We start from the raw sequence: 26,545 nt of genomic DNA on the forward strand, positions 1-26,545 counted from the left end.
GCCCAAACATACTAATAAATGATTATAGCTATAACGATGTTTTTTTTAAGAACTTACATTTTATGCAATAATCCTTTTAATTTACTTCCATTTTACGCAAACATATTCACATCAATTTCCTTTATCTAGTATAATATTTTAGTATGGATCGTTTTAAAAACAAAATTGCTTTAATTACCGGAAGCAGTCAGGGAATTGGTGCCGCATGTGCCTTAAGGTTGGCCAAAGAAGGTTGTGATATTATTTTAAATGGCCATAAATTTGACGAGCGGGGTGAAAAACTGATAGCAGAAATAAAAGACATGGGCAGAAGGGCTGCTTTTTTGGAGGCCGATTTAAGTAAAGCCGATGCAGCTAAAAAATTGATAACCGACGCCGTGGCCGTATTTGGACATTTAGATATTTTGGTTAATAACGCGGGAGTTGAAAAGAAAGCCAGCTTTTGGGAAGTGACCGAAGAAGATTACGACCTGATTATGAACACAAATTTAAAGGGTGTTTTTTTTAGCATCCAGTCCTTTGTAAATTACTGTAGAAAGAATAAAATAGCGGGAACTGTAATCAATATGAGTTCTGTGCACGAGGAAATTGCATTTCCTAATTTTGCTGCTTACTGTGCAAGTAAAGGTGGCTTAATGATGTTAACCAGAAATCTCGCTTCAGAGTTAGCACAGTTTAATATCAGGATAAACAATGTAGCGCCAGGAGCTGTTTCAACGCCGATCAATCAGGATTTATTGAATAATAAAAAACAACTCGAAAAAGTACTGCAAAATATCCCATTAAAACGGATGGGAAAGCCGGAAGATGTGGCCGCCGTAGTAGCTTTCCTTGCTTCTGATGATGCTGCTTACGTAACCGGATCAACTTATTACGTAGATGGGGGATTAACCTATCATTACGAGGAACAATAGATTAACCGCTTTCCCGGCTAAGTTGTTTATTAAGTTCTACTGCCGCACTAATTAAAGCCAGGTGTGTAAAGGCCTGAGGAAAATTACCCAGGTGTTCGCCTTTTTGCCCCAATTCTTCGCTAAAGAGAAAAAGATGGTTGGAATAACCGATCATCTTTTCAAAATTTTCAACTGCACGTTCCAGTTCTCCACCTTTGGCCAATGCTTCAATAAACCAGAACGAACACATGTTAAAAGTTCCTTCTTCACCCTGTAACCCGTCTATTTTAGTCATGCCGTTTTTATAACGATAAACCAATACATCCAGTACTAATTCTTTATCAATTGCTTTCATGGTCGAAAGCCATCTGGGTTCCAATGGTGAGATAAAGTGAGTTAATGGCATCAGTAATGCACTGGCATCAACATGTGTAGCACCTTTATACTGAACCCATGCACCTAATTTTTCATTCCAGAAATTATAATAAATATCCTCGTAGATTTCGCTGCGGATACTGTGCCATTCCTGCTCCGGGTAAGGGAATGATCGGTTTTCGGCAATTTTAATTGCCCTATCCATCGCTACCCAGCACATTAGGCGTGTATGCAGAAACTCCTTTTTCTCATTCCTGATTTCCCAGATGCCATGATCTGGTTTTTTCCATTGTTTAATTACACATTGCACCTGTTTTTCTATCAACTTCCAGAATTCGTATGTAATTGGCTTGTGCGATTTGTTATAAATGTAAACCGTATCAATCAGTTCTCCGTAAATGTCAATCTGTAACTGACTGGCTGCTTCATTGCCAATGCGCACAGGCTTCGATGAGCGGTAACCTTCGAACTGATCGGCTTCTATTTCTTTTATTTTTGTATTGCCATCAATCTGATACACCAGTTGCAGGTCTATTTTCTGACAAAGGTTAAATATCCAGTCCATAAACGCAGTAGCCTCGTCAAAAAAGCCAAGCCTTAAAAAGGCATACATAGTAAAAGCCGCATCCCTGATCCAGGTAAAACGGTAATCCCAGTTACGGTTTCCACCAATCGTTTCAGGCAAGCCAAAAGTAGGCGCGGCCACTACCGAACCAAATTCTGCTGAGGTAAGTAACTTCAACGTAATTGCCGATCTTCTTATAATTTCATCGTAACGGCCTTTATAAGTGGTTTGGTTGATCCATTCCCGCCAGTAATCTACGGTTTTACGGTAACCGTGTTCTTTATAATGGGCTAAATCAGCCGCAACTTCATCATCTTGAATAATTTCCATGATGATGTGCGCCGTTTCAGATTGCTTTAGCGTAAATTCAGCATAGCCAGTACCTTTTTCAATATGTAAAGGCACATCCGCTTTTAGTTTTAAGGTCAGTTTTTCTGTTTTGGAAAAAAATACCAGTTCATCATTTTCATGCCGAACCGTATGTTTACTTTTAGTATAGCCAAAAGCTGGTACGCAGAAAACCTTAAAAGTAATATCACTCCTAATGGATTTCACCTGGCGCACAATAGCACTTGGGAAATCAGTTTCCTTTGATACCGGCATGTAGTCGCTAAGCTCTGCGATGCCCTGTCCGGCGAAAAATCGGGTAAGCAGAACCGCTGTTCCGGGTAGATAAAGTTGTTTGCTGGTAAAATCTTCAAGCTGTGGTTCAACTGAGAAATAACCGCCCTTTTCCGAATCGAGCATCGAGGCAAAAACAGTGGGCGAATCGAATTTAGGTGCGCACAAAAAATCTATAGAACCCTCTAGCGAAACCAGCGCTACAGTTTTCAGGTTGCCGATAACGCCATAGTTTTCTATAGGTTGGAAAGGTCTTTTCTTGTGCTTTGCCATATTTAGGTGTAATTTACCTAAGCAAAGGAATAATGCCTGGCTTTTGTTTTAACTCATATGGCACTAAGTATTGAAAAGGCAGAAATAGGCTATACTTTTAAGTTGGGTACCAGGTTTAAAAAGGCTTGTGCATTGGCTGCATATTTTTTCTTATCCAACTTAAAGTAGAATGCCCCTTTTTTAGAACCTGTTTTGTCTTTCTCTGCCAACTTGATCAATAATCCTGTGGAAGTAATTTTCCTGCTGAAATTTCGGGTATCAATTTTAGTGTCATTTACCTCCTCGAAGAGGATATGCAACTGTGGAATGGTAAATTTTTTCGGCAACATTTCGAACAATATAGGGTGTAGGGCCGCTTTATACCTTAACTTTTTTCGGGCATCAGCAACCATCTGGTTATGGTCGAAAATAAGTTTAGGCCTCTCGTTGATCAAAAACCACTCTGCCTCATAATCGTCGTTTAACTGCGCTTCATATTTGTGAATATCAATAAGAGCAAAATACCCTACAGAAAGCGTTCTTTCAATGGGGTCGCGAGCAGGTTCTCCGTAAATCTGCATCTGCTCCAGGTAAACACCTTCTAAACCCGTCATTTTTTTGAGTACCCTATTTGCTGCATCATCCGGACTTTCGTCAGGACCTACGAAACCGCCCATTAAACTCCATTTGTTTATTTCGGGCTCTAAACCCCGCTTAACCAACAGAATTTTAAGGTGTTCTCCATCAAATCCAAATACGATGCAATCAACAGCTACAAGATAATGTGGCTGTCTGGAATATTCAATCATTTTTAATCAGGGTTTTAAAGGGCTTAATATGTTCAAATTTTCACGAAAATAAAAATTAATATTAATTGTCTTTTTGACAATTAATATTAATTTTATAATTTGGCGCATTAGATAGGAGGGCCATGTGGCTTTCTTTTTTCTAACCAGTTTAAAATATACAATGAACCAAACATTCGAACTCGACAGTAATCCGCATACCCGGCTAAATATATTAACCGGCGAATGGGTTTTAGTATCACCACACCGCACCAAGAGACCGTGGCAAGGTAAGGTTGAAGACATTACACCAGATAACCGTCCGGAATATGATCCTAAATGTTATTTATGCCCGGGAAATGGTAGAGCAGACGGCGATAGCAATCCGGCTTATACCGAAAGCTTTGTTTTTAACAATGATTTTGCTGCTTTGCTGGAGGATACACCAGCTGGTGAAATGAATGAAAGTGATTTGTTGATAGCCAACAACCAGCGTGGACTTTGCAGGGTAATCAGCTTTAGTCCCAAGCATAACCTCACGCTTCCTGAAATGAGTGTAGCAGCCATAACAGCTGTGGTCAATGTTTGGCAGAATGAATTCAACAGCCTGGCCGAGAACGATTGGATTAAATATATTCAGATTTTTGAAAATAAAGGCGAAATAATGGGCTGTAGCAATCCACACCCGCATGGACAGATCTGGTCGCAGGGCGATGTACCTTTAGAAATCGCCAAAGAAACTGAGCGCCAGAAAACTTACTATGCCATCCACAGAAGAAGTTTACTCGCCGATTATTTAAAGCTGGAACAAAAGAAAAACGAGCGAATCATATTTGAAAATGATCATTTTGCGGTGTTGGTTCCTTTTTGGGCCGTTTGGCCTTACGAAACCATGATCATTAGCAAAAGGCAGATAAACAGCATTAAACTTTTTACTGATGCAGAAAAGAAATCGTTAGCAGAGGCCATTAAAGTGCTCACTACCAAATACGATAACCTCTTCGAAACCTCTTTCCCATATTCGGCAGGTATGCACCAGGCGCCTGTGAACAATGGCTATTATCCAGAATGGCATTGGCATATGCATTTTTATCCACCATTGTTGCGCTCAGCATCGGTTAAAAAATTTATGGTAGGTTATGAGATGCTGGCTAACCCTCAGCGCGATATTACGCCTGAGTTTGCCGCAAACCGATTGAAAGAAATGTCTATTATACATTATAAAAACAGCAAGGCTGAAGACTAAAATTATTAAATAATGAATGCTCAAGATTTAAAAAGTACGTTTAAAAGACTTTTCAATGCCGAACCCATTTTGGTTCGTTCGCCGGGAAGGATTAATATTATTGGCGAACATACCGATTATAACGGTGGTTTTGTAATGCCAGCAGCTATTGATAAGGCCATTTACGTAGCCATTTCAAAAAGAGAAGATGATGAAATTCATTTGTTCTCAGAGAGTTATCAGCAATTCGATATTTCATCGGCAAAAAGCTTAAATAAATCCGAAAATAGCTGGGCAAACTACATTTTAGGTGTTGCAGATCAGCTAAAAGAAAGAGGTTACCGCTTAGGTGGTTTTAATTTTTATATTGATGGCGATGTGCCATTGGGTGCAGGTTTATCTTCATCTGCAGCAGTAGAGTGTGCTACAGGTTTTGCGCTCGATCAGCTTTTTTCACTTAATGTTCCGAAAATGGATATTGCGTTAATTGCACAAAAGGCCGAACAGACTTTTGCAGGCGTTAACTGTGGTATTATGGATCAGTTTGCCTCTGTATTTGGTAAAAAAGACCAGGCCATTATGCTCGATTGCCGATCGATGAAACACATTTACATCCCTTTAAAATTAGATGGCTATAAACTTTTACTTTTAAATACGAATGTAAAACATGCCCTTGCCGATTCAGCTTACAATACAAGAAGAGCCCAATGCGAGCAGGGCGTAGCCTGGGTAAGAGAGCATTATCCCAATGTAAATACCTTGCGCGATGTAGATCTTAGTATGTTGGAAACACATGTTAAACCAAAAGATGAAGAAGTATTTACAAAATGCAGTTTTGTAGTCAAAGAAATAGGGCGTTTACTAACGGCTGCAGAACAGCTTGAAAACGGTAATCTACAGGGTTTAGGGAACCTGATGTTCGAAACGCACCAAGGTTTAAGTAAAGATTACGAAGTAAGCTGTAAGGAGTTGGATTTTTTAGTTGAAGCTGTTAAACCACTAGATTATGTGTTAGGTGCCAGAATGATGGGTGGTGGCTTTGGTGGTTGTACGATTAATATTGTTAAGGAAGAAAAAATTGCAGATTTAATCGAAGAACTCTCTTCTAAATATTTATTGCAATTTGGCCTTAAGCTAGATTCTTATACTGTTCAAACCGATAATGGAACCAGTTTATTCAATTAAAATTTAAACATCCAAGTTATATCAACCAATAAATAGATGAAAAACAATTTATTAGACACGAAGGATTACATTGTATTTGCAATTTACTTCGTTATTGTAGCCGCTTACGGGCTCTACATTTACAACAAGAAAAAATCAGAATCTACGGGTTCTAAAGATTATTTTCTGGCTGAAGGTTCTTTAACCTGGTGGGCAATCGGCGCATCTTTAATCGCATCAAACATTTCTGCTGAGCAGTTTATCGGGATGAGCGGTTCAGGTTTTAAAATGGGATTAGCCATTGCCACCTACGAATGGATGGGCGCACTAACCCTGGTAGTAGTAGCTGTATTTTTCATTCCGGTTTACCTGAAAAACAAAATAGCCACCATGCCACAGTTTTTGCATCAGCGTTATAACGGTACAGTTGCGATGATTATGGCTGTTTTCTGGTTATTACTTTATGTTGTAGTAAACTTAACTTCTATTCTTTATTTAGGTGCTTTAGCGGTGAGTAGCATTTCTGGTTTCGACCTGAACTTCTGCATGTATGCCATTGCACTTTTCGCCATCATCATCACCCTTGGCGGTATGAAAGTAATTGGTTATACGGATGTAATCCAGGTGTTTTTCTTGATTTTAGGAGGCTTGGCTACAACTTACCTGGCTTTAAACCTGGTTTCTACACACTACGGTACAAGCGGTGTATTTGAAGGTTATAGCTTAATGGCAACTAAGGCTTCTGAACATTTCCACATGATTCTCAAGCCTGATAACGAAAATTATATCAATTTGCCGGGTTTAAGTGTATTAATTGGCGGTATGTGGATCGTAAATCTGAACTATTGGGGCTGTAATCAGTATATCACCCAACGTGCATTGGGCGCCAATTTAGAAACTGCCCGTGGCGGTATTCTTTTTGCCGCTTTCTTAAAATTGCTCATGCCTATCATTGTGGTATTGCCTGGTATAGCCGCTTATGTGTTATATAAAGACGGTGTATTCCAGTCTGAAATGATTCAAGGTGGTTCTGTTGTTCCTGATCGTGCATATCCTGTATTGTTAAACTTGCTTCCTGCCGGATTAAAGGGCCTTTCATTCGCGGCATTAACTGCTGCAGTTGTAGCTTCTTTGGCGGGTAAAGCAAATAGTATTGCTACGATTTTTACCTTAGACATTTACAAAAAAGTATTAAAAACAGATGCCTCTGAGAATAATTTGGTCACAACAGGTAAGATCTCTATTGTGGTAGCCATGATTCTTGGTGTATTGATTGCGCCTCACTTAGGGATCGATAAAAAAGGTGGTTTTGAATATATTCAAGAGTATACCGGTTTTGTATCTCCTGGTATTTTTGCCATGTTTATTCTGGGTTTTTTTTGGAAAAGAACCACTTCAACTGCCGCACTATTTGCAACTATCGGTGGTTTCGGTTTGTCAGTTTTACTTAAATTCTTACCTATAGTAACTGATTTGTCATGGTTATCCGGAATGGGTTTCTCTGTAAAAAACGCAGATGGGGTTTACGAAATTCCATTCTTGGATCGGATGGGATTTGTATTTGTATTCTGTATGTTAGGTATGGTAATGATCAGCTTGGGCAGCAACAAAGAGAAGGCCGAAGCTAAAGGATTGGCCATTGATGCTAAAATGTTTAAAACGACTACCAGTTTTGCAGTAGGCGCTTTAATCATCATCGGTTTATTGGTGGCACTTTATAGCGTATACTGGTAAGCTAGAATTGATAGCAATGAAAAGGGATAAGATCAATAGATTTTATCCCTTTTGCTTTTAAATTTAGCCTAAAAGATAGAGTCTGTTCTATAAGATCCTGAAACAAGTTCAGGATGACGATTTCCATTAAATTTAGCCTTAATGTTCTTAATGTCTTAATGATAAAACCTGTTCGGTAAAAAGATCCTGAAACAAGTTCAATAATGCGTGATCTTCCTTGCATTCGTCTGCTGAATTTATTTCAGCATCCTTTCTTATAAAATTACTTAGAATTGATTGTTGTTTACCAGATATAATAGCCTACTACTAATCCGCTTCCGTAGCCAGTTTCTTCACCAACCACGGTAAAGTAAGTCCCTGCCCAATAAGGGTAAACAGTACCACCACTACGGAGATAAATATAATGGCATTTCGTTGCGGAAATGCACTCCCATCCGATAATGTAGTGGGTAGACCAATTGCAATCGCCAGCGAAACAATGCCTCTCATGCCCGACCAGCTAATGATCAGGCTATTTTTAAAGTCTAGCAGCGCATCCGCTGTAATCCGATGTTTCCCTTTCTGAAAAGCTTTTTGAAGATTAAATTTTTGTAAGAAAACACGTGCCATTCGCAATAACAATGCGACCACGGTAATCACCAGCGAATAACCTATATAAGGCAAAATATCGGTACTGCTAATATTTTTATATACATAAGGGAACTGTAAGCCAATTAATATAAAAATTAGCCCATTCAATAAAAAGATAATAATGTCCCAGATGTTTTTCGATTGATTTTTAAGCTGCTCCGGAAATACCTTGTTGCTAAACCTCGATATCCCAAGTCCTAAAATAACTACTGCAATAACTCCGGAAACATGTAACTCTTCGGCAATTAAATAGGTAACAAAAGGCATTAATAACATAAAGCTAATGGTTGCCAGTCTATTGTTATGAATCCGCTTAACAATAAATGCTAAAATTTTCGACATCACCAGGCCTGTTAAAAATCCACCTGCCATTAAAACGACAAATTCAAGTGATGCTTTCCAAAACACAAAAGCTGTTCCGGTTACCGCAGCTACAGCAAAACGATAAGCGACCAATGCAGAAGCATCGTTAACCAAACTCTCACCTTCCAAAATGGTATTGGTTTTATGAGATAAACCCAGTCCCTTTGTAATACTCATGGCAGCAACCGCATCAGTAGCAGATAGGATTGCACCTAATACAAAAGATAGCGACCAACTCATAGCCGGAATCATATAATGGGCAACTACAGCAATGCCGATTGCGGTGATAAAAACCAGTGAAATAGCAAGGGTAGAAATGGTGTTGATATTGGTTTTAAATTCCTTAAATGAAATATTAAATGCAGCATCATAAAGCAACGGCGGTAAGAATATCAAAAATATAATGTCGGGATTAATATCAATTGGTGGCAATGATGGCACAAAACCAACTGCAACTCCAGCAATAATCAGTAAAATAGGATAGGGGATTTTAATTCGGTCTGCGATTGCAGAAAGGCCAATCATTACAGCTAAAATAAATATTACAATGGCATAATTTTCCATATCTGTAAATCTGAAATAAAGTTTATGGTAAAGTAATCTTTACTTAGGGTATAACGAACAAGAAAAAGTGCTGGCTACTTAAAGCGGTTGCAGCCTGATTTTCAAGTCTTAGTAAAAGCCTGCTAAAAGATTAGCGCTGTAACCTGGGCCTTTTACCTTTAAAAGTTTGGTTGGCATTAGGGTTGGGTTTTGGCTTTGCTACTTTAGCGCCACTTTCCTCTTCAGATATTTTAACGGTAATTACATTACCTCTAAAGGTTTCGCCATTTAAAGTAGATACAATGTTTTTAGCATCGGGAAGGCTGTAAATTTCCAGAAATGCGTAACCTTTACATTTGCCTGTAGCCCTGTCGCGAACTACTTTAATTGTTTCAACCCTACCATGAAGGCTAACCAATATTGCCAAATCCATTTCTTGGATATTGTCAGGAAGGCCGCCTATGAAAATCTTAACCATTAATTTTTTTATTTGAGAGAACATTGATGGCCATAATATTAAAAGCGGCATTGTTCTTTTAGGCTTGCAAAATAAGTAAAATGATGCGCTTACCCAAAATAATTATATGAATTTTATCCCTTTTTGTGATAAACCTCAGGGATGGCAGGCCTACATATTGATGTTGACCGCTATAAAACGTACATTCGTTTTCTAATCATCAAAAACAGGTTAAATATGAGCACCCTCAGGCTAAGCACCACCATTCTTCTCATTGTAGCATTACTTTTCATATCTCCATTTACACAGGCCAAAATTTTGTTGCCTTCAGTTTTTGGTAATAATATGGTTTTACAGCAGAAAACGAATGCCGCAATCTGGGGCAAAGCGAATGCAGGTAAAGCAGTTAAAGTGATGGTTTCCTGGAATAAAATTAATTATGGTGCTATTGCCGATGCAAATGGTAATTGGAAACTTAAAGTGGCCACGCCAGCTTACGGAGGTCCGTATACCATCACGATATCAGATGGAGAATTGTTGGTGCTGAATAATGTATTAATTGGCGATGTATGGATCTGCTCAGGTCAGTCGAATATGGAAATGCCACTGGCAGGTTGGGGGAAAATCCTCAATAGCGAAAAAGAAATTGCAGCAGCCAATTATCCTAATATCCGTTTATTGCAGGCAGAACATATTACCAGTAATTTCCCACTTAACGATGCCAAAGTGGCCAATAACGGTTGGCAGGAGTGTAGCTCAAAATACATTGCTGAATTTTCCTCTACCGCATACTTCTTCGCCCGCGAAGTATATGAAAAAACTAAAATTCCTATTGGCCTGATTCACACATCCTGGGGAGGAACAATTGCAGAAGCCTGGACGAGTGCCGAATCGCTTAAAAAGATGTCTGATTTTTCTGCAGCAGTTGATCAGGTACAGAAAATGGCTAAAAATCCATCTGCAATCTCTTATGAGGAAAGATTGCTAAATTGGGTCAAAATCACGACAGATAAAGATTCAGGGAATCAAAATGGAACCATGAAATGGGCATTACCTGAAAGTGGTAATTGGAAAAATATGACTTTGCCAACCTTATGGGAAGATGACGCACTTAAAGATTTTGATGGCGTGGTATGGTTTACAAAAATGGTTACCATCCCGGAAAACTGGAAAACCGCAGGCACAAAACTTAATTTAGGTACTATTGACGATAACGACATTACTTTTATTAATGGTGTAAAAGTTGGTGAAACAACAGGGTATAATGTAGAAAGAGTATATAATGTACCTGCCAGGTTACTTAAAACAGGCGAAAATATCATTACTGTTAGGGTTTTTGATAGTGGCGGCGGCGGCGGATTATATGGTAATGCAAAAGATTTAAATTTAACAAATGGTACTGAAAAAATTTCTTTAGCTGGCGAATGGAAATACAAAATCGGTTTAGATTTCAAAAATATTGAGCCAAAGCCATACGAAGAAAATGGCCCTAACCGACCAACAGTTTTGTATAATGCCATGATCCATCCTTATCAACAATTTTCCATTAAAGGGGCTATCTGGTATCAGGGAGAATCTAATGCCGATAGGGCTAACCAATATCGGGTGTTATTTCCAACAATGATAAAAGATTGGCGACAGAAATGGGGGCAGGGCGATTTTCCTTTCTATTTTGTGCAATTGGCTAATTATATGCAGATTGATAGTACGCCATCAGCATCTGCATGGGCAGAGCTAAGGGAGGCACAGCAAAAAACACTTGCTTTGCCAAATACAGGAATGGCAACCATAATTGATATTGGTGATGCAAAAGATATTCATCCTAAAAATAAACAAGAGGTAGGTAGAAGATTGGCATTAATTGCTTTGGCTAAAACCTATGGTCAAAAAGTAAACTATTCCGGCCCCTTCTATCGATCAAATAAAATCGAAGGAAAGCAGATGCTTTTAACTTTTGGTAATAGCGAAAATGGATTAAAAACTGCAGATGGTACGGCGCCAACAGGTTTTGCAATTGCTGGCGCAGATCAGAAATTTTATTGGGCCAAAGCAATTATCAAAGGGAACCAGATTATAGTCAGTAGCGATCAGGTGGCCAATCCGGTAGCGGTTCGTTATGCATGGGGCAACAATCCGGTTTGTAACCTGGTAAGTAACGATGGCTTACCAGCTTCACCGTTTAGAACAGATGCCTGGCAGGGGATTACCTTTGGCAAAAAATAAATTTTAGATAAAGCTTTTCTACAAAACCCAAAAATTTAACATACATAATTTTTTGGGTTTTGGTATTTGTTTAATATTTGACAATTAGTGGTTTAATGGATTTAAATAATTTCACTAAATCGTTTTATTAATCGCGTATATTTGTTATTTTTACGTTAATAAGCTGCTAACCAAATTATCATTTTATGAAAAGCGTCATTCTCCTTTTTTATATCCTGCTGTCAGGTTTATCCATCCCATATTTACAGGCCCAAAGTTTAACAGAGTTTAATAAAATACCATTAAAACAGCATGTTTATGCGCAGTTACCCATAGGAAGTATTAAAGCCAGGGGGTGGTTGTTAAAGCAGCTGGAGCAACAGCGCGACGGTGCAACAGGGATGGCCGAAGAGCTCTATCCCGAAAAAGATAACCTGGGTAAAAATACCGATTGGCTTGGCGGTGATGGAAATGGCTGGGAGCGCGTACCCTATTATGTTAAAGGTTTGGTTGCATTGGCCTATACTTTAGATGATCCTAAACTAAAGGCGAAAGCACAAAAATATATTGATTGGACTTTGAACAATCAACAAGCTAACGGATTATTTGGCCCACCTAAAATGAATGACTGGTGGCCGCGCATGCCCATGATGTATGCTTTGCAAAGCTACTATGAGGCCACAAATGATAAAAGGTTTATTCCATTCCTCTCCAAATATTTTAAATATGAGCTTGATCACCTTGATGCAAATCCGCTAAGTGAGTGGGCTAAAGCAAGAGCGGGCGATAATATGGAAATTGCCATTTGGCTTTATAATAAAACCGGCGAAAAGGATTTATTAAAACTTGTAGAAAAGTTAAAACAACAAGCCTACCCATGGATTGATATTTACACCAATAACGAATTTTACTTTTTTGGTGATGATTTTCAGCCAAAACATATGGTCAACGTGGCTCAGGCGTTAAAATTCCCCGTAGTTTATGCACAACTTCAAGATCGTCCTGTTAACCTTCAGGCCTTTTCTAAAGGTATCACTCATATTATGCACGACCACGGTCAGCCAGAAGGTTTAGGTTCCGGAACAGAATTTTTGGCGGGTACCAGTAGCATGCAAGGTGTAGAAACCTGTACAGTAGTAGAGTGGATGCAGAGTTTAGAAACGGCAGCAAAGGTTATTCACGACGTGAAAATTGGAGATCAGTTAGAAAAAGTGGCTTTTAATGCGTTGCCTGCTCAGTTTAGCAGGGATTTTAGAAACCATTCTTATTATACTTTACCCAACCAGGTGCAGAGTATCCATGGCGAACACGGGTTTAATCAGGATTATAGCACAGGTATTGTTTCCAGTCCATATTCAGGCTTTGGGTGCTGCCGTTATAACATGCATATGGGCTGGCCTTATTATGTGAAAAATAGTGTAGTGGCCACACCAGATAAAGGTTTGGCCATAATTACCTATGGCCCCATGGAAATAGAAACGGTAGTTGCCAAGGATGAAAAAGTTAAAATTGCTGAAGAAACCAACTATCCATTTGGAGAACAGATCAGGCTAAAATTAGAGCTAGCTACACCTGTATCTTTTCCATTGATTTTAAGAATTCCAGCCTGGAGTGTAAAACCCAGTATTAAGTTAAATGGAATTATTTTAAAAGGTGTAAAAGCCGGAGAAATGTTTACCATAAGCCGCAAATGGGGAAATAAGGATGAATTAGAACTTAACTTTCCAATGGAAGTTACCACCAATAAGCAGGTTAACAATTCTGTAAGCGTAGAACGTGGACCGATTGTTTATGCCCTGGAAATTAAGGCCATAAATAGGGTAACGAAAACACATGCTGTTACGGGCTTTACAGATTATGAAATCCATCCCCAATCAGCATGGAATTATGGTTTAATGACCGATAAAAATGGTTTAAGCAATGCCAGTTTACTCCGATCAAATATGCCCGATAACCCTTTTATAGCAGCAGATGCACCACTTAAAATAAAAGTATTGGCAAAAAAGATTCCATCATGGGGCTTAGATTACAATAAGATGGCTGCTTTAGATGTACCATTTGGCCCAATTGCATCAACAGAAAAGCCGGAGGAAATTATCCTGGTTCCATACGGATCGGAAAATATCCGTTTAAGTTGCTTCCCAATGATCGGTGAACCCAAAATGGTAAACAATACTTTGGTCGAAAACTTTGATCATGGAATGGCCAACAACTGGGTTTTTTATGGAGGTGGTTGGTTTTGGAAAGATGGCCAGATGAATGCGTCTTCAAATCCGGGTTCAGGTGGTTATGGTATCAATGGATCTAAATATGTGGCTAACGGAACAGATTTTAAAGATTTTATTTATCAGGCAGATCTTAAAATAAATACCACAGGCGATGCTGGCTTAATGTTCAGGGTTGCTAAGCCTGCTATAGGGCCAGATGCTTATCAGGGCTACTATGTAGGCTTAGATCAACTTAATGGAACCATAGTGTTTGGGAAAGCTAACGGGCAAAAATGGACAGTTATAAGCGCAGAAAAATACCCTGTAGAAATGAATAAGATATATACATTAAAGATTACTGCTAAGGGTACTAAATTTGATGTTTTTATAAACGGATCAGCTAAACCATTACTTTCAGCATCAGATAATCAATATCATTCGGGGAGTATAGGCCTAAGAACATATAAAGCATTGGCAAGCTTCGATTCTGTGAAAATTAACACCTTTTAACATCCGTTTCTAGCCATTTAAACTTTACGGCAAGAAATTTGCTAATGCTGTAATAATAAATAAAGTAATATTATGAAATTATACAAATCAATTCCCATAATGCTCTTTACCGTGGCACTTGCTGCAGGTTGTGTAAGTAATAAGAAATACGCCGAACTTCAGGATACTTATTCGAAGTTAAGAGAAAGAAATCAGGAACTCAGTAATAAATATCAGGATAGTCAGCGTGAGCTTAGCGGAAGTACCAGCAGGGTTAAAAGTTTAGAAGAGCAGATTGCATCAGAAAAAGCAAATGTAACAGCATTGCAAGATGCATTAAACAAATGTTTAAATTCTAGTAGTCAGGGAAATGTTAATATTTCAAAACTGGTTGACGAGATTAATAGTTCTAACAAATACATCAAACAATTGGTTAATGCCAAAAACAAAAGCGATTCGCTTAATATGGTCTTAACAAATAACTTAACACGTTCATTAAGCCGCGAAGAATTGGGAGATGTTGATGTACAGGTGCTTAAGGGTGTTGTGTATATCTCGTTAGCTGATAACATGTTATATAAATCAGGTAGTTATGAAGTTTCAGATAAAGCTGGTGAAACTTTGAGCAAAATTGCCAAGATTATTAAAGATTATGATACTTATGATGTGCTGATAGAAGGTAATACAGATAATGTGCCTATTGCTCAAACCAATATCCGTAACAATTGGGATTTAAGTGCATTACGTGCTTCATCTGTTGTGCAGGTATTGCAAAGTAAGTATGCTGTAGATCCTAAACGTTTAACCGCTGGTGGTCGTGGAGAGTTTAATCCAATTGCAGATAATGCAACCCCAGCCGGAAAAGCTAAAAACAGGCGTACACAGATTATTATCACGCCTAAATTAGATCAGTTTATGGATTTGATTGGGAAAGCGCCTGAGCAATCTCCAAAATAAGTTTTACATTATACATTACAAAAAGGGCTGGGATTAAAATTCCAGCCTTTTTTGTATAAAAAGATTGTTTTCTTATTACAATAGATTCTAAAATCATTTACGCTTTATCAGTAAGCAAGCTCTGTTTTTCTTCAGCTAATAACCTAAGGTAGTTTATTCATAACCTGTAAATTATTTTTAAGCATTGATAGTTGTATTTATTTAGATGGATATGCATATAGATTTACAACACTAAGTTGTATAACTTTTATTTTTTTAAAGAATAATTCATTTACACGGAAAAAGTAAATCGTTATTTACTGTCTGTTAATTCGTTTTAGTAATAAAAATAATTATTATTCACTAATTATAATTGTTAATGAATGTTAAATGTATTTTTAATGATACATAAAATAGCTATAATTGCACATTATTTATGGAAAGAAATTCTTTTGGTGAGCAGATAAGAAGCGGAGAAATTACGCAAATTGACTTTGAAAATGGACAAGGAATCATAATCGATGAAAATGGCCAGGATATACATTTTCAACTAGAAGATGTAAAAGATCAAATTATCTTAAATTCAAAAATAACTTTTGAAATTGAATTAAACGAGCGTGGATTGATTGCGGTTAACGTTAAATTAGAAAGGGAGGAAGTAAAGGTCTGATTTTCTTTACAGAACAGATTCTATTGGCTTATTGCTCAATTGAGGTGGGCAAACTGAAATAAAATGTAGAACCTATTCCCAATCTGCTTTCTACCCATATTTTTCCTTTATGTCTTTCAATTATTTCGGCACAAATATATAGCCCGACTCCAAATCCTGCAATTGTTTTAGTATCAGGGCTCTCTACGCGATAAAAACGGTCAAAGAGCCGGGATATATCATTTTCTCTAATGCCTATCCCTTCATCTTCTACACTTACAATAAGATAATTATTTTGTATTTCGCATTTTATTGCAATTAATGATTCCTTTTTAGAGTATTTTGCTGCGTTGCCAATCAGGTTACTAATTACATTGCCAATTTTTTGCATATCTGCGTATACGTATAATTCTTCAGGACCAATAACCTGGATAAAATGGCTTGGCGATACCATTCTGCTTTCTTCCGTAATGGTTTTAATCAGTTCGATAAAGTTAAAATTTGTTTTGTTCAATAATATTTTACCGGATTCCAATAGGGAAACATTTAAAAAACCATCAATCATTAACGACATTTTCTTTAATTGAACATTTATCTTATCAGGTATGTCTGCATGAAGATAATTATCTGTTTCTTTAAGTTTATGTTGTAAAAGCTGTACATAGGCACTTAAAGATGTTAAAGGAGTTTTAAGCTCATGACTTACCATACCGATAAAATCATTTTTTCTTATTTCATCCTGCTTGTGTTCTGTAATATCCAAAACGGCTCCAGCTATATAAATCGCTTTTCCATCTTCATTATAATAGGCCTTTCCTGCAGTTCTTATCCATTTGCGCTTTGCACTTATACTCTTTAAGTTAATCTGGTATTCGATATTAAAAGCATTACGATGATGTAGTGCACGTATTATACCGCTGTTAAGATGCCCGATATATTCAGGACAGATCATAGATTTGGCTTCCTCAATACTCAACCGGTTATTTTCAAGTTCGTAGATCTGTTGCGCCCTTTCCGATAGCAGTATTTGTTTGTGCGCTAGGTCTATATTCCATGAGCCCATTTCTGAGGCATCCATTGCTATTTTTAAAATGTCTTTGGCTTTAAGTAATTCCTTTTTAAAGTTTACCTGCTCGGTAATATCCTTTATAATCACCAAAATTCTGGTTACTTCATTTTCATCGTTTTTTAAGGGTTCGTAAAGAGCAATAAAATAACCATCTGAAATTTCTGTGGAGAGTTTTAACTCATTGATCGTTAACGGTTGTTTACTTTTAAAAATATCTTTTATACGTTTTACGTGCGATTGTTGTATTTCGAATTCCGGCCGTGCCTCTTCCAAAGGTATTCCGATTACTTCTTTTCTGCTTTTGCCCCAAATTTTTAATATGTTATCATTCGCATATTCTGTAATTAGTTCCGGGCCTTTTAACACGCACATACCTAAAGGCGCTTGCTCAAAAAATCCCCTAAAACGTGTTTCACTTTCTGAAAGTTCAAATAAAATATGCTCCAGGTCATTCTCATCCATTGGGATTTCCCTTAACGAGCAAATGAGGTATTCAACCGGGCGATCGCTTTGTAATACCGGCGAAAATTCCAATTCCCATTTTACGTTTGGCGAGTTCGAATAAATAGGATGAATCATCAGGCGCTGTTTAGCCTTATGTTTACTCACTTTTTGAACTGTTTTAATCAGTATGGCTTTTTCAGCATCAGATAAGAGATTGGGAATAATGTCGATGTCTAAGAATTTTGATTTTCCACCAACACGTGCTATTAAAGCCTGGTAAGCATCATTATGTTCAACTACCACTAGTATAGGCTTTATTTTAAAAATGACTACCGGGCTTGTAGAATGTTTTAATAATGCCTTTAAGAATGGTGAAGCTAAATCTATCATAAATTATGAGATGACACTTTCTCAAATATAACCGTTAAACAATTAATTCCAACTGATTTGTGAGGAATTCATAATATTTATCATCCGTAATGGTATAGATTATAAGGTGATTGATTTTTTGAGGAGGGCTTATGTTTATTTTTCAATTTGGAACAGTAAACAATTTTGAACAAAACTTTTTCAAAGAAATCTATGTTTGAAAAATGATAGTAAATATTTCGTTTGTTCTTTTTTAGAACTTTAGTAGCAGTTGCATAACAGATAAGATCATGAATCCCGAATTTAACTATAGTACCCATGAAAAGTGGTTGCCATTCAATCGTTTTTCGCCGCTTATTACCGTTTTTAAATCTTTTCACGATTTAAGCCCAGAGATGGAATTTATCATCAATAATGAAACTTTTCCAGTTAACTTTAAAAAGAATAAGTTTATTTCATCGCCCTTACACCTCGATCAGTATGTGTATCTTATTGTTAAGGGTGTAGTAAGAGGATATATCAAGGATGATAATAAAGAGATTACCATGTGGATGGCTAAAGAAAATGAGTTTATAGGTAATGTGAGTAATATTTGGAATACGAACAACTCATTTGAAGAATATATACAGGCCTTAGAAGACGTTGTTGCTATTGCTATTCCGCATACCATGTCAAAAAAATTATATTTAAATTATCAAATTGCCAATTACATCGGTAGAGAAGTTGCCCAGCTCCACTATATGCAGGCATCAGAGCGGGCATTTGTTTCCAGACTACCTTCAGCAGAAAAAAAATATATCCGCTTTATTAAATCCTATCCAAAATTAGTTGAACGCGTTCCACTAAAATATATCGCCTCGTTTTTGAATATGAGGTTAGAAACATTGAGCCGTATCAGATCGAAACTTGCTTCCTCGTAAGAAGTTTTTACTGTCAGTTGTGAAAAATGTGCTTAATATTTATAGGCATACATACATGATGATGTTAGGTCAATATCAAAAAAATGTAAATTTTATGATATGAAAGGTGAACAAAAAACTCGGAGTTAATCATTATTTATAGCTGATGACTTATTTATAATACAAAATTACTCTTAATTTTATTAAAAAATACGTCTTTTTAAGTGGTAAAAAAGTTTTTGATTAATTTTATTTAAAATTATTAATCTGATAATCAGTATTTTGTATTTTATTTTTTATCTATTTAGCTGATTTAACATATTTAACGTTTCTCATTTATATTTTTTTAAAAATTTATATATATTTGTTCTTACCCTTTCGAGGGTATGTTTTTCATAGGTAGATGTAGGGTCAGGACATTGTTCTGGCCCTTTTTTGTTATAATGGATTTAGATAAACTATTTTTGTGGTTATGATGAAAAAGAAAGTGATTGTTGCGGTTACAGGCGCCAGTGGTTCTATATATGCAAAGGTTTTGTTTGAGCAGTTATTAAAATTAAAAGATCAGATTGAGGCAGTTGGTGTGGTAATGAGCGATAATGCAAAAGCAGTTTGGCAATTCGAGCTGGGAAATCAGGATTATAATCATTTTAAAGAATTTACTTTTTATAACAAAAACGATTTTAATGCGCCTTTTGCATCAGGATCTGCAAAATACGATACCATGATTATCATCCCTTGCTCAATGGGAACTTTGGGTAGGGTAGCACACGGGATATCTAACGATTTGATTTCCAGGGCTGCAGATGTGGTATTAAAAGAACGTAGAAAGTTAATAGCCGTGGTAAGAGACACTCCATTTAGCCTGATTCACATTAACAATATGAAAACGGTTACTGAAGCTGGGGGAATCATTTGTCCTGCCAATCCATCTTTTTACAGTTTGCCCCAAACCATAGAAGAAGTTGCCGGAACGGTAGTGAGCAGGGTATTGGACCTTGCAGGTTTCGAACAGGAAAGTTACCGGTGGCAGGAGAAATAGTTTTCAGTTTGCAATTCGCATTTTGTAGCCAGCTAAAAACTTAAAATTGCCAACTGCTTTGTTAATAGACTGTAATTTACCTTTAATCTCTAATCCATATCTTCATACTCAAATCTAATTTCATATCTTTGCAGGCTCAATGAAAAAGGTCGCATTTTATACATTAGGTTGTAAACTCAATTTCTCCGAAACCTCAACCATCGGTCGTTTATTTACCGATGCTGGCTATGCCGTAGTAGAATTCCAGGATCAGGCTGATGTTTACGTAATCAATACTTGCTCTGTTACTGAACATGCTGATAAAAAATGCCGTAAAGTAGTTAAGGAAGCTTTAAAGTATTCGCCAAATGCCTTTGTAACCATTGTAGGTTGTTATGCCCAGTTAAAACCACAGGAAATTGCCGAAATAGAAGGTGTTGATATGGTTTTAGGTGCGGCAGAAAAATTCAGAATTGTTGAATATATTACCGATTTAACCAAACAGCCAAAAGCACTTGTTCATCAACAAAATATAGAAAAAGTTAACCACAATTTTATTGCTTCTTATTCTATTGGCGATAGAACGCGTACGTTTTTGAAAGTACAGGATGGTTGCGATTATCCCTGTACCTACTGTACCATTCCACTGGCACGCGGTGCAAGCCGTAGCGATACTATTGAGAATGTAGTAAATCGTGCAAAAATGATTGCCGAAAGCGGTGTTAAAGAAATTGTATTAACCGGTGTAAATCTTGGTGATTTCGGAATCAGAAATGGGCAGCGGGAAGACAAGTTTTTTGATTTGGTTAAAGCATTGGACGAAGTAGAAGGAATTGAAAGAATTCGTATTTCATCTATTGAGCCAAATTTATTAAGCAACGAAATTATAGAATTTGTATCTACTTCAAAAAGATTTGTTCCGCATTTTCATATTCCCTTACAATCTGGCTCTGATAAAATTTTAGGTTTAATGCGTCGTCGTTACCGGAGTGATTTATATGTGGAGCGTGTGGCTAAGATTAAAGCCGTAATGCCAAACTGCTGTATTGGTGTAGATGTAATTGTAGGGTTCCCTGGCGAAACGAAGGAAGATTTCTTAGATACCTACCAGTTTCTAAACCAGCTTGACATTTCTTATCTACATGTATTTACCTATTCGGAACGCGAATTAACAGCTGCTGCCGAAATGAAAGGCGTTGTGGCAGGAAGTGAACGTAATGAGCGCAGTAAAATGCTTCATATCTTATCTGATAAAAAACGGAGGGCTTTCTACGAATCTCAAATTGGCAGCGAAGGTGAAGTGCTTTTCGAAGCTGATCAAAAATCGGGTTATATGCATGGTTTTACCAAAAATTACGTAAAAGTACGTGCAAAATACGACCCAATAATGGTTAACGAACTAAAAGCTGTTAAGCTGATCGAAATTACTGCTGATGGTGAAGTAGAAGTTGCAGAACTGGAAACGGTTTACGCACATCACTAGTTTAGTCCGTAATCTTTAGTCCTAAGTCGTTAGTCCGGAGTCTTCAGTCAAATATCCTTTATTGTCATGCTGAACGCAGTGAAGAATCTTTTAGCATGAAAGGTTAAACTGCTGAAAGCATTTAGAAAAAAAAACATTTTATCATCACAATATAGATCCTTCACTTCGTTCAGGATGACAAATGAGTGGAAAAGGAAGATTATTGGTTTTTGGGAACTGTTCACGTATGCCATTAGTTAAGTCCTAAGTAATTAGTCAGAAGTCTTCAGTCAAATATCCTTTAGCGTCATTCTGAATGCAGTGAAGAATCTTTTACCTATGAAAGGTTTGCTTGTTTAACAAGTTTTTAATCTGGAGAGTAAAGTGTAGAGCAGGACTTTGTTAACCGATGGAACACAGAATCACTTTTTCCAAATAGAAAAATAGATTTTTACCTCTTTCTCCCAGCTGTAAACGCTGGCTTTTAGTCTTTCTGCTTTAGTCTTTAAGCTTTGGTCTTTAATCTTTCAGCTTTGGTCTTTCTTTACTATCTTCGCTTCAAATTATTTGTATGTTTCCTACCGTTTCACATTTTTTAGAATACCTGTTTGGCATTAATTTACCGCTCCCATTTAATACATTCGGAGTTTTTGTAGCGCTAGCATTTGTAGCAGGTTACTGGGCATTTACCAAAGAGCTTAAACGTAAAGAGGCATTGGGCATACTCCATCCGATTAAAAAAACAATTATAGTTGGCAAGCCTGCTACTACATCAGAATTGATCATGAATGGCCTTTTCGGCTTCGTTATCGGTTATAAACTGGTTTATGCTTTATTAAACTATAAACTTTTTGTAAGTGACGCACAATCGGTTTTAATGTCGACCAAAGGAAATATAATTGGTGGTTTGTTTTTTGCCGGCTTATTTGCATACTGGGATTATACCGAAAAAAATAAGCACAAATTAGATAAACCAAAAGAAACACAGGTAACTATTCACCCTTACCAAACAATGAGTAACCTGATTGTTTGGGCGGCTATATGGGGCTTCTTGGGTGCAAAATTTTTCGATAATTTAGAGTATTGGGATGATTTTGTTCAACATCCTGTAGAGCGATTATTATCCTTTAGCGGTTTAACTTTTTACGGAGGCTTAATTTGTGGTGGTGCGGCTGTATTAATTATTGCAAAAAGAAACGGCATTAAACCCTTACATATGCTTGATGTAGGCGGTCCAGGTATGATGCTGGCTTACGCTGTTGGGCGTATTGGCTGTCATATGTCAGGTGATGGCGACTGGGGCATTGTGAATCCCAACCCAAAACCGTTCTCCTGGTTGCCAGATTGGTTATGGTCTTACAAATACCCAAATAATGTGGTAGGCGAGGGGATTCCAATTCCTGGCTGTACAGGCAAGTTTTGTAACGAATTGGCTCAAGGTGTGTACCCAACACCACTTTATGAAGTTATTATCTGTTTAATACTTTTTGCCTTTTTATGGAGTATAAGGGATAAAATAAAAGCCCCTGGTTTAATGTTTGGTATTTACATGATCTTAAACGGTCTTGAACGTTTCTGTATCGAGTTAATCCGTGTAAACTCCAAATACCACGTTTTTGGTTTATCTTTTACGCAGGCAGAAATGATTTCAACTTTTCTTGTTGTTGGTGGAATTGCACTAAGCGCTTATGCTTTAAGGAACAAGAACCAACTTGCACAATAAACACCCTATAAATTCATTTAAAACCCAACAATAGTTTTACGCTGTTGTTAAATAGTTATGAATTACGAATTACTATGCAATAAAGTGATCTCGATTGTTAAGCTTACCGGAAATTTCATCCGTAAAGAAGCCATGCAGTTTGATGTTCAGAAAATAGAATATAAAGGATTAAATGATATGGTTTCTTATGTTGATAAAACAGCAGAGCAGAAACTCGTTCAAAATCTGGAAAAATTAATTCCCGATGCAGGTTTTATCACTGAAGAGAAAACCATTAACCGCACAGGAAAAACCTACACCTGGATCATTGATCCTTTAGATGGTACAACTAACTTTATTCATGGTATTCCGGCCTATGGCATTAGCGTGGCGCTTTATGAAGATGGAATGCCTGTAATTGGTGTGGTTTATGAATTAAATAGGGGAGAAATGTTTTATTCGTACAAAGGCGGACCTGCTTTGATGAATAAAAAGGAAATTAAAGTTTCCGGTAACCCTGATTTAAAATCAAGTCTGTTAGCTACGGGTTTCCCATATTATCAGTTTGATAAACAAGAAAAATACTTAAAATTATTGGCCGAAATGATGCAGAAAAGTCATGGCGTACGTAGAATTGGTGCAGCGGCAATAGATTTGGTATATACAGCCTGCGGGCGGTTTGATGCTTTTTTTGAATACAATCTGCAGCAATGGGATTTTGCAGCCGGATGTTTCATTGTTCAGCAGGCAGGCGGAGCAGTTTATGATTTTTCTGGTGGAAATGATTATTTTGAGAAAAGGGAGATCTTGGCTACCAATGGTAAACTTACTGCTGAAATGTTAACTGCAATTAGGCAGTATTTTTAATCTATTACTCGTGGCTTTCCTCGGAGATCGTCATGCTGAATTTATTTTAGCATCTTTTCTGAAACTAAGACCCTGAAATAAATTCAGGGTGACGCCGGATTGAATAAAAAAAGGTCCCGATGTACACCGGGACCTTTTCACTATATATGTACTATGAAAAATGCACAATTTTAAAGCGCTTCAGAAACTACATCTGTAACCTCTGGCACCATTCTTTGTAATAAGTTTTGGATTCCTGATTTAAGCGTAATCGTAGAAGAAGGACAACCACTGCAAGAGCCACGTAACTCTACCGTAACTACACCTTCATCAAAAGATTTGTATGTAATTGCACCACCATCCTGTTCAACGGCAGGGCGTACATAATCATGTAAAATCTGCTGAATTTTAATCTCAGTTTCGGTACCTTCAAATGCGGGAGCTTCTTCAGCAGCAGCTTCTTTAATTTTTAATTCAGATTCTACCGCGCCCTTTACAAATTCTTTTAGAATGGCTTCAATATCTGCCCAATCTGCATCGTCTGTTTTGGTAATGGTAACAAAATTACTGGCGAAAAAAACGCCAGAAACAAAGTTGAACTTAAATAACTCTTTCGCAAAAGGCGAATGTTCAGCACTCTCTTTAGTCGCAAAATCCTCACTGCCGTTTATTAACAGTTTGTTTACCATAAATTTCATGGTAGCTGGATTTGGAGTCTGTTCTGTATATACGTTAATCGTCATGTCTTAATCAATTTGAATAAACAAAATTAACAATTACTCGTTAATAAACCTTTACTGGCTGTCTGCTTAACGTCAATTTAATTTAACTAAAAAACGCCAGTATAATTAAATGGTGTAATGGTTCTTAATTGTACTTTTATCGTTTCCGAAACCGCTAAGCCTTCAATAAATTCGGCAATACTTGCAGCATTGATTTTAGAATTTGTTCTGGTTAATTCTTTTAGGGCTTCGTAAGGGTTAGGATAGTTCTCTCTTCTTAAAACGGTTTGAATAGCCTCAGCAACAACTGCCCAGTTTTCATCTAAATCTGCATGTAAAGCTGCTTCATTTAATAAAATTTTATTTAATCCACGCAAAGTCGAATGAATGGCAATTAATGTATGTCCAAAAGGAACACCAACGTTTCTTAGAACGGTAGAGTCTGTTAAATCTCTCTGTAAACGCGAAATTGGCAATTTAGCAGCAAAAAATTCGAAAAGTGCATTTGCAATTCCTGCATTTCCTTCTGCATTTTCAAAATCGATCGGGTTAACTTTATGGGGCATTGCCGATGAACCGATCTCTCCGGCTTTAATCTTTTGTTTAAAATAGTTTTTGGAAATATAAGTCCAGATATCTCTGTCCAAATCAATGATGATATTGTTGATTCGTTTTAATGCATCACATTGTGCTGCAAACTGATCGTAATGCTCAATCTGTGTAGTGTGTTGTGCACGCGATAAACCTAATGTTTCATTTACAAATTGATTTGAAAAATCAACCCAGTTTACTTGAGGGTAAGCAATGTGGTGCGCGTTGAAATTACCGGTAGCACCACCGAATTTAGCACTGTTTGGGATATTTTTTAAGCTTTCTACCTGGATAGCTAAACGTTCAGCGAAAACCAAAAATTCTTTGCCTAACTTGGTTGGAGAGGCCGGCTGTCCGTGCGTATGTGCCAACATCGGAATATCTTTCCATTCTGTTGCCAGTGCATTTATTTTTTCGATTAAAGAATCAATAGCCGGATAATAACTTTCGTTTAATGCCAGTTTAATGGAATAAGGGATGGCCGTATTATTGATGTCCTGGGAAGTTAAACCAAAATGGATAAACTCTTTATAGTCTTGAAGCGATAAAGTATCAAATTTATTTTTGATAAAATATTCTACCGCTTTAACATCGTGATTGGTTACTTTTTCAGTTTCTTTAATTTCTAAAGCATTGGCCTCTGAGAAATTTTCATGTATTTTGCGTAATTCAGCATAAAGATTTCGATCAAAATTTGCTAAGCCTGGCAAGTTGATTTCGCAAAGCGCGATAAAATATTCGATTTCTACAAAAACACGGTATTTGATTAAGGCTTCTTCAGAAAAGTAAGCGGCTAAACCTTCTGTAGTTTTTCTGTAACGGCCATCAACAGGTGAAATAGCTTGTAGTGATGTTAAATTCATTATGCGGATTATATTTTTGCCGCAAATTTACTACAATTGATGGATTTTAAGGCCTTGATGTCTAAAATAAAAAGAGGCTGTATTATGAATTGTGATTATACTACTAATTTTCACGTTGAGTTCAGCTTGTACTGCGCCTGACGAAGTATCGAAGCGCTTTTAAACATTTTAGAGATCTTTCGACTGCTTGTTCCGAAACTTCGGGAAGCTACCATTGACAGAATCCACTTTGCGGTCGTCATCCGATAGTTATCGGATCTCGCGCATGCGGAAACAGCGAATTGCTCAAGCAAGCTAATCTTAAAATTATCGGTGGTGTATCTTATCAGTTGTATCTTTAAAAGCTAGTGCCCACAACTGGAGAGCCAATTTTAGTTGAATCTATTCAGCTATGTTTTAATGTTATTTAATCACTTATTTATACAAAAATTAACCTGTTTTTCTTAAAAGCAAAAGGGTCGCGATTT

20 protein-coding genes are annotated in these 26,545 nt (G+C 37.1%); 13 read left to right on the top strand and 7 right to left on the bottom strand.

From position 1 onward, the window contains the following. Positions 1–143 precede the first annotated feature (143 nt). The gene (locus OQX63_RS06205) at positions 144–914 is read left to right on the top strand and encodes an SDR family NAD(P)-dependent oxidoreductase (protein ID WP_265850023.1); all 771 of its coding nucleotides are present in this window, start codon (positions 144–146) and stop codon (positions 912–914) included. A gap of 1 nt (position 915) precedes the next feature. Here the strand turns inward: OQX63_RS06205 and OQX63_RS06210 are convergent, their stop codons facing one another. Both OQX63_RS06210 and OQX63_RS06215 read right to left on the bottom strand, forming a co-directional pair. Beyond that, entirely contained in the window at positions 916–2,727 is a 1,812-nt protein-coding gene (locus OQX63_RS06210) for a glycoside hydrolase family 15 protein (protein WP_265850024.1), read from the bottom strand. Positions 2,728–2,816: 89 nt separating this feature from the next. Further along, the gene (locus OQX63_RS06215; protein WP_265850025.1) at positions 2,817–3,515 is read right to left on the bottom strand and encodes an NUDIX hydrolase; all 699 of its coding nucleotides are present in this window, start codon (positions 3,513–3,515) and stop codon (positions 2,817–2,819) included. Between the two features lie 160 nt (positions 3,516–3,675). Between OQX63_RS06215 and OQX63_RS06220 the strand changes: the two genes are divergently transcribed. The 3 genes from OQX63_RS06220 to OQX63_RS06230 are packed head-to-tail and all read left to right on the top strand — an operon-like array spanning position 3,676 to position 7,614. Beyond that, positions 3,676–4,737 carry a UDP-glucose--hexose-1-phosphate uridylyltransferase gene (locus OQX63_RS06220; RefSeq protein ID WP_265850026.1) on the top strand — a complete coding sequence of 354 codons (1,062 nt, stop codon included), beginning with the start codon at positions 3,676–3,678 and terminating at the stop codon, positions 4,735–4,737. 12 nt (positions 4,738–4,749) lie between these two features. After that, positions 4,750–5,901, top strand: coding sequence for a galactokinase (locus OQX63_RS06225; protein WP_265850027.1), 1,152 nt, complete (start codon positions 4,750–4,752; stop codon positions 5,899–5,901). 36 nt (positions 5,902–5,937) lie between these two features. Continuing rightward, a complete protein-coding gene (locus OQX63_RS06230; RefSeq protein ID WP_265850028.1) occupies positions 5,938–7,614 on the top strand; it encodes a sodium/sugar symporter in 1,677 nt (558 codons plus the stop codon). Positions 7,615–7,920: 306 nt separating this feature from the next. Here OQX63_RS06230 and OQX63_RS06235 read toward each other — a convergent pair whose 3' ends face one another. After that, positions 7,921–9,171, bottom strand: a complete 1,251-nt coding sequence (locus OQX63_RS06235; protein WP_265850029.1) for a Na+/H+ antiporter — start codon at positions 9,169–9,171, stop codon at positions 7,921–7,923. A 130-nt stretch (positions 9,172–9,301) separates the two neighbouring features. Then, on the bottom strand, positions 9,302–9,628 hold the full coding sequence (locus tag OQX63_RS06240; protein ID WP_265850030.1) for an RNA recognition motif domain-containing protein: 327 nt from the start codon (positions 9,626–9,628) through the stop codon (positions 9,302–9,304). Positions 9,629–9,769: 141 nt separating this feature from the next. Here OQX63_RS06240 and OQX63_RS06245 point away from each other — a divergent pair, with 141 nt between their 5' ends. The 4 genes from OQX63_RS06245 to OQX63_RS06260 all read left to right on the top strand — a co-directional run bounded on the left by OQX63_RS06245 (position 9,770) and on the right by OQX63_RS06260 (position 16,111). After that, entirely contained in the window at positions 9,770–11,830 is a 2,061-nt protein-coding gene (locus tag OQX63_RS06245; protein WP_265850031.1) for a sialate O-acetylesterase, read from the top strand. A gap of 185 nt (positions 11,831–12,015) precedes the next feature. Then, positions 12,016–14,526, top strand: coding sequence for a beta-L-arabinofuranosidase domain-containing protein (locus OQX63_RS06250; RefSeq protein WP_265850032.1), 2,511 nt, complete (start codon positions 12,016–12,018; stop codon positions 14,524–14,526). Between the two features lie 72 nt (positions 14,527–14,598). After that, positions 14,599–15,462 (top strand): OmpA family protein, encoded by an 864-nt coding sequence (locus OQX63_RS06255; RefSeq protein ID WP_265850033.1) that lies wholly within the window; start codon positions 14,599–14,601, stop codon positions 15,460–15,462. 415 nt (positions 15,463–15,877) lie between these two features. Continuing rightward, positions 15,878–16,111 carry a hypothetical protein gene (locus OQX63_RS06260; protein WP_265850034.1) on the top strand — a complete coding sequence of 78 codons (234 nt, stop codon included), beginning with the start codon at positions 15,878–15,880 and terminating at the stop codon, positions 16,109–16,111. Positions 16,112–16,139: 28 nt separating this feature from the next. On the opposite strand, the gene OQX63_RS06265 is transcribed toward OQX63_RS06260, so the two are convergent. Beyond that, positions 16,140–17,993 carry an ATP-binding protein gene (locus tag OQX63_RS06265; protein ID WP_265850035.1) on the bottom strand — a complete coding sequence of 618 codons (1,854 nt, stop codon included), beginning with the start codon at positions 17,991–17,993 and terminating at the stop codon, positions 16,140–16,142. A 269-nt stretch (positions 17,994–18,262) separates the two neighbouring features. Between OQX63_RS06265 and OQX63_RS06270 the strand changes: the two genes are divergently transcribed. The 5 genes from OQX63_RS06270 to OQX63_RS06290 all read left to right on the top strand — a co-directional run bounded on the left by OQX63_RS06270 (position 18,263) and on the right by OQX63_RS06290 (position 23,923). Beyond that, positions 18,263–18,892: a Crp/Fnr family transcriptional regulator gene (locus OQX63_RS06270; RefSeq protein WP_265850036.1), complete on the top strand. Its 630-nt coding sequence runs from the start codon at positions 18,263–18,265 to the stop codon at positions 18,890–18,892. Between the two features lie 451 nt (positions 18,893–19,343). Further along, on the top strand, positions 19,344–19,913 hold the full coding sequence (locus OQX63_RS06275; RefSeq protein WP_265850037.1) for a UbiX family flavin prenyltransferase: 570 nt from the start codon (positions 19,344–19,346) through the stop codon (positions 19,911–19,913). Positions 19,914–20,052: 139 nt separating this feature from the next. Further along, the gene (mtaB, locus tag OQX63_RS06280) at positions 20,053–21,375 is read left to right on the top strand and encodes a tRNA (N(6)-L-threonylcarbamoyladenosine(37)-C(2))-methylthiotransferase MtaB (RefSeq protein WP_265850038.1); all 1,323 of its coding nucleotides are present in this window, start codon (positions 20,053–20,055) and stop codon (positions 21,373–21,375) included. Between the two features lie 550 nt (positions 21,376–21,925). Beyond that, entirely contained in the window at positions 21,926–23,077 is a 1,152-nt protein-coding gene (locus OQX63_RS06285) for a prolipoprotein diacylglyceryl transferase (RefSeq protein WP_265850039.1), read from the top strand. Between the two features lie 57 nt (positions 23,078–23,134). Next, positions 23,135–23,923, top strand: a complete 789-nt coding sequence (locus OQX63_RS06290) for an inositol monophosphatase family protein (RefSeq protein WP_265850040.1) — start codon at positions 23,135–23,137, stop codon at positions 23,921–23,923. 170 nt (positions 23,924–24,093) lie between these two features. Here the strand turns inward: OQX63_RS06290 and OQX63_RS06295 are convergent, their stop codons facing one another. Together OQX63_RS06295 and purB are read right to left on the bottom strand one after the other, a co-directional pair. Further along, on the bottom strand, positions 24,094–24,645 hold the full coding sequence (locus OQX63_RS06295) for a NifU family protein (RefSeq protein WP_090501954.1): 552 nt from the start codon (positions 24,643–24,645) through the stop codon (positions 24,094–24,096). A gap of 86 nt (positions 24,646–24,731) precedes the next feature. Next, positions 24,732–26,078, bottom strand: coding sequence for an adenylosuccinate lyase (gene purB / locus OQX63_RS06300; protein WP_265850041.1), 1,347 nt, complete (start codon positions 26,076–26,078; stop codon positions 24,732–24,734). Positions 26,079–26,545 lie beyond the last annotated feature (467 nt).

The organism is Pedobacter sp. PF22-3 (genome assembly GCF_026239555.1).
GTDB lineage: Bacteria > Bacteroidota > Bacteroidia > Sphingobacteriales > Sphingobacteriaceae > Pedobacter.

What these genes read in the sequence shown, in the direction of transcription:
- OQX63_RS06205 (WP_265850023.1), top strand. Translation starts at nt 144, where the DNA reads ATGGATCGTTTTAAAAACAAAATTGCTTTAATTACCGGAAGCAGTCAG.
- OQX63_RS06210 (WP_265850024.1), bottom strand. Translation starts at nt 2,727, where the DNA reads ATGGCAAAGCACAAGAAAAGACCTTTCCAACCTATAGAAAACTATGGC.
- OQX63_RS06215 (WP_265850025.1), bottom strand. Translation starts at nt 3,515, where the DNA reads ATGATTGAATATTCCAGACAGCCACATTATCTTGTAGCTGTTGATTGC.
- OQX63_RS06220 (WP_265850026.1), top strand. Translation starts at nt 3,676, where the DNA reads ATGAACCAAACATTCGAACTCGACAGTAATCCGCATACCCGGCTAAAT.
- OQX63_RS06225 (WP_265850027.1), top strand. Translation starts at nt 4,750, where the DNA reads ATGAATGCTCAAGATTTAAAAAGTACGTTTAAAAGACTTTTCAATGCC.
- OQX63_RS06230 (WP_265850028.1), top strand. Translation starts at nt 5,938, where the DNA reads ATGAAAAACAATTTATTAGACACGAAGGATTACATTGTATTTGCAATT.
- OQX63_RS06235 (WP_265850029.1), bottom strand. Translation starts at nt 9,171, where the DNA reads ATGGAAAATTATGCCATTGTAATATTTATTTTAGCTGTAATGATTGGC.
- OQX63_RS06240 (WP_265850030.1), bottom strand. Translation starts at nt 9,628, where the DNA reads ATGGTTAAGATTTTCATAGGCGGCCTTCCTGACAATATCCAAGAAATG.
- OQX63_RS06245 (WP_265850031.1), top strand. Translation starts at nt 9,770, where the DNA reads ATGGCAGGCCTACATATTGATGTTGACCGCTATAAAACGTACATTCGT.
- OQX63_RS06250 (WP_265850032.1), top strand. Translation starts at nt 12,016, where the DNA reads ATGAAAAGCGTCATTCTCCTTTTTTATATCCTGCTGTCAGGTTTATCC.
- OQX63_RS06255 (WP_265850033.1), top strand. Translation starts at nt 14,599, where the DNA reads ATGAAATTATACAAATCAATTCCCATAATGCTCTTTACCGTGGCACTT.
- OQX63_RS06260 (WP_265850034.1), top strand. Translation starts at nt 15,878, where the DNA reads ATGGAAAGAAATTCTTTTGGTGAGCAGATAAGAAGCGGAGAAATTACG.
- OQX63_RS06265 (WP_265850035.1), bottom strand. Translation starts at nt 17,993, where the DNA reads ATGATAGATTTAGCTTCACCATTCTTAAAGGCATTATTAAAACATTCT.
- OQX63_RS06270 (WP_265850036.1), top strand. Translation starts at nt 18,263, where the DNA reads ATGAATCCCGAATTTAACTATAGTACCCATGAAAAGTGGTTGCCATTC.
- OQX63_RS06275 (WP_265850037.1), top strand. Translation starts at nt 19,344, where the DNA reads ATGATGAAAAAGAAAGTGATTGTTGCGGTTACAGGCGCCAGTGGTTCT.
- mtaB (WP_265850038.1), top strand. Translation starts at nt 20,053, where the DNA reads ATGAAAAAGGTCGCATTTTATACATTAGGTTGTAAACTCAATTTCTCC.
- OQX63_RS06285 (WP_265850039.1), top strand. Translation starts at nt 21,926, where the DNA reads ATGTTTCCTACCGTTTCACATTTTTTAGAATACCTGTTTGGCATTAAT.
- OQX63_RS06290 (WP_265850040.1), top strand. Translation starts at nt 23,135, where the DNA reads ATGAATTACGAATTACTATGCAATAAAGTGATCTCGATTGTTAAGCTT.
- OQX63_RS06295 (WP_090501954.1), bottom strand. Translation starts at nt 24,645, where the DNA reads ATGACGATTAACGTATATACAGAACAGACTCCAAATCCAGCTACCATG.
- purB (WP_265850041.1), bottom strand. Translation starts at nt 26,078, where the DNA reads ATGAATTTAACATCACTACAAGCTATTTCACCTGTTGATGGCCGTTAC.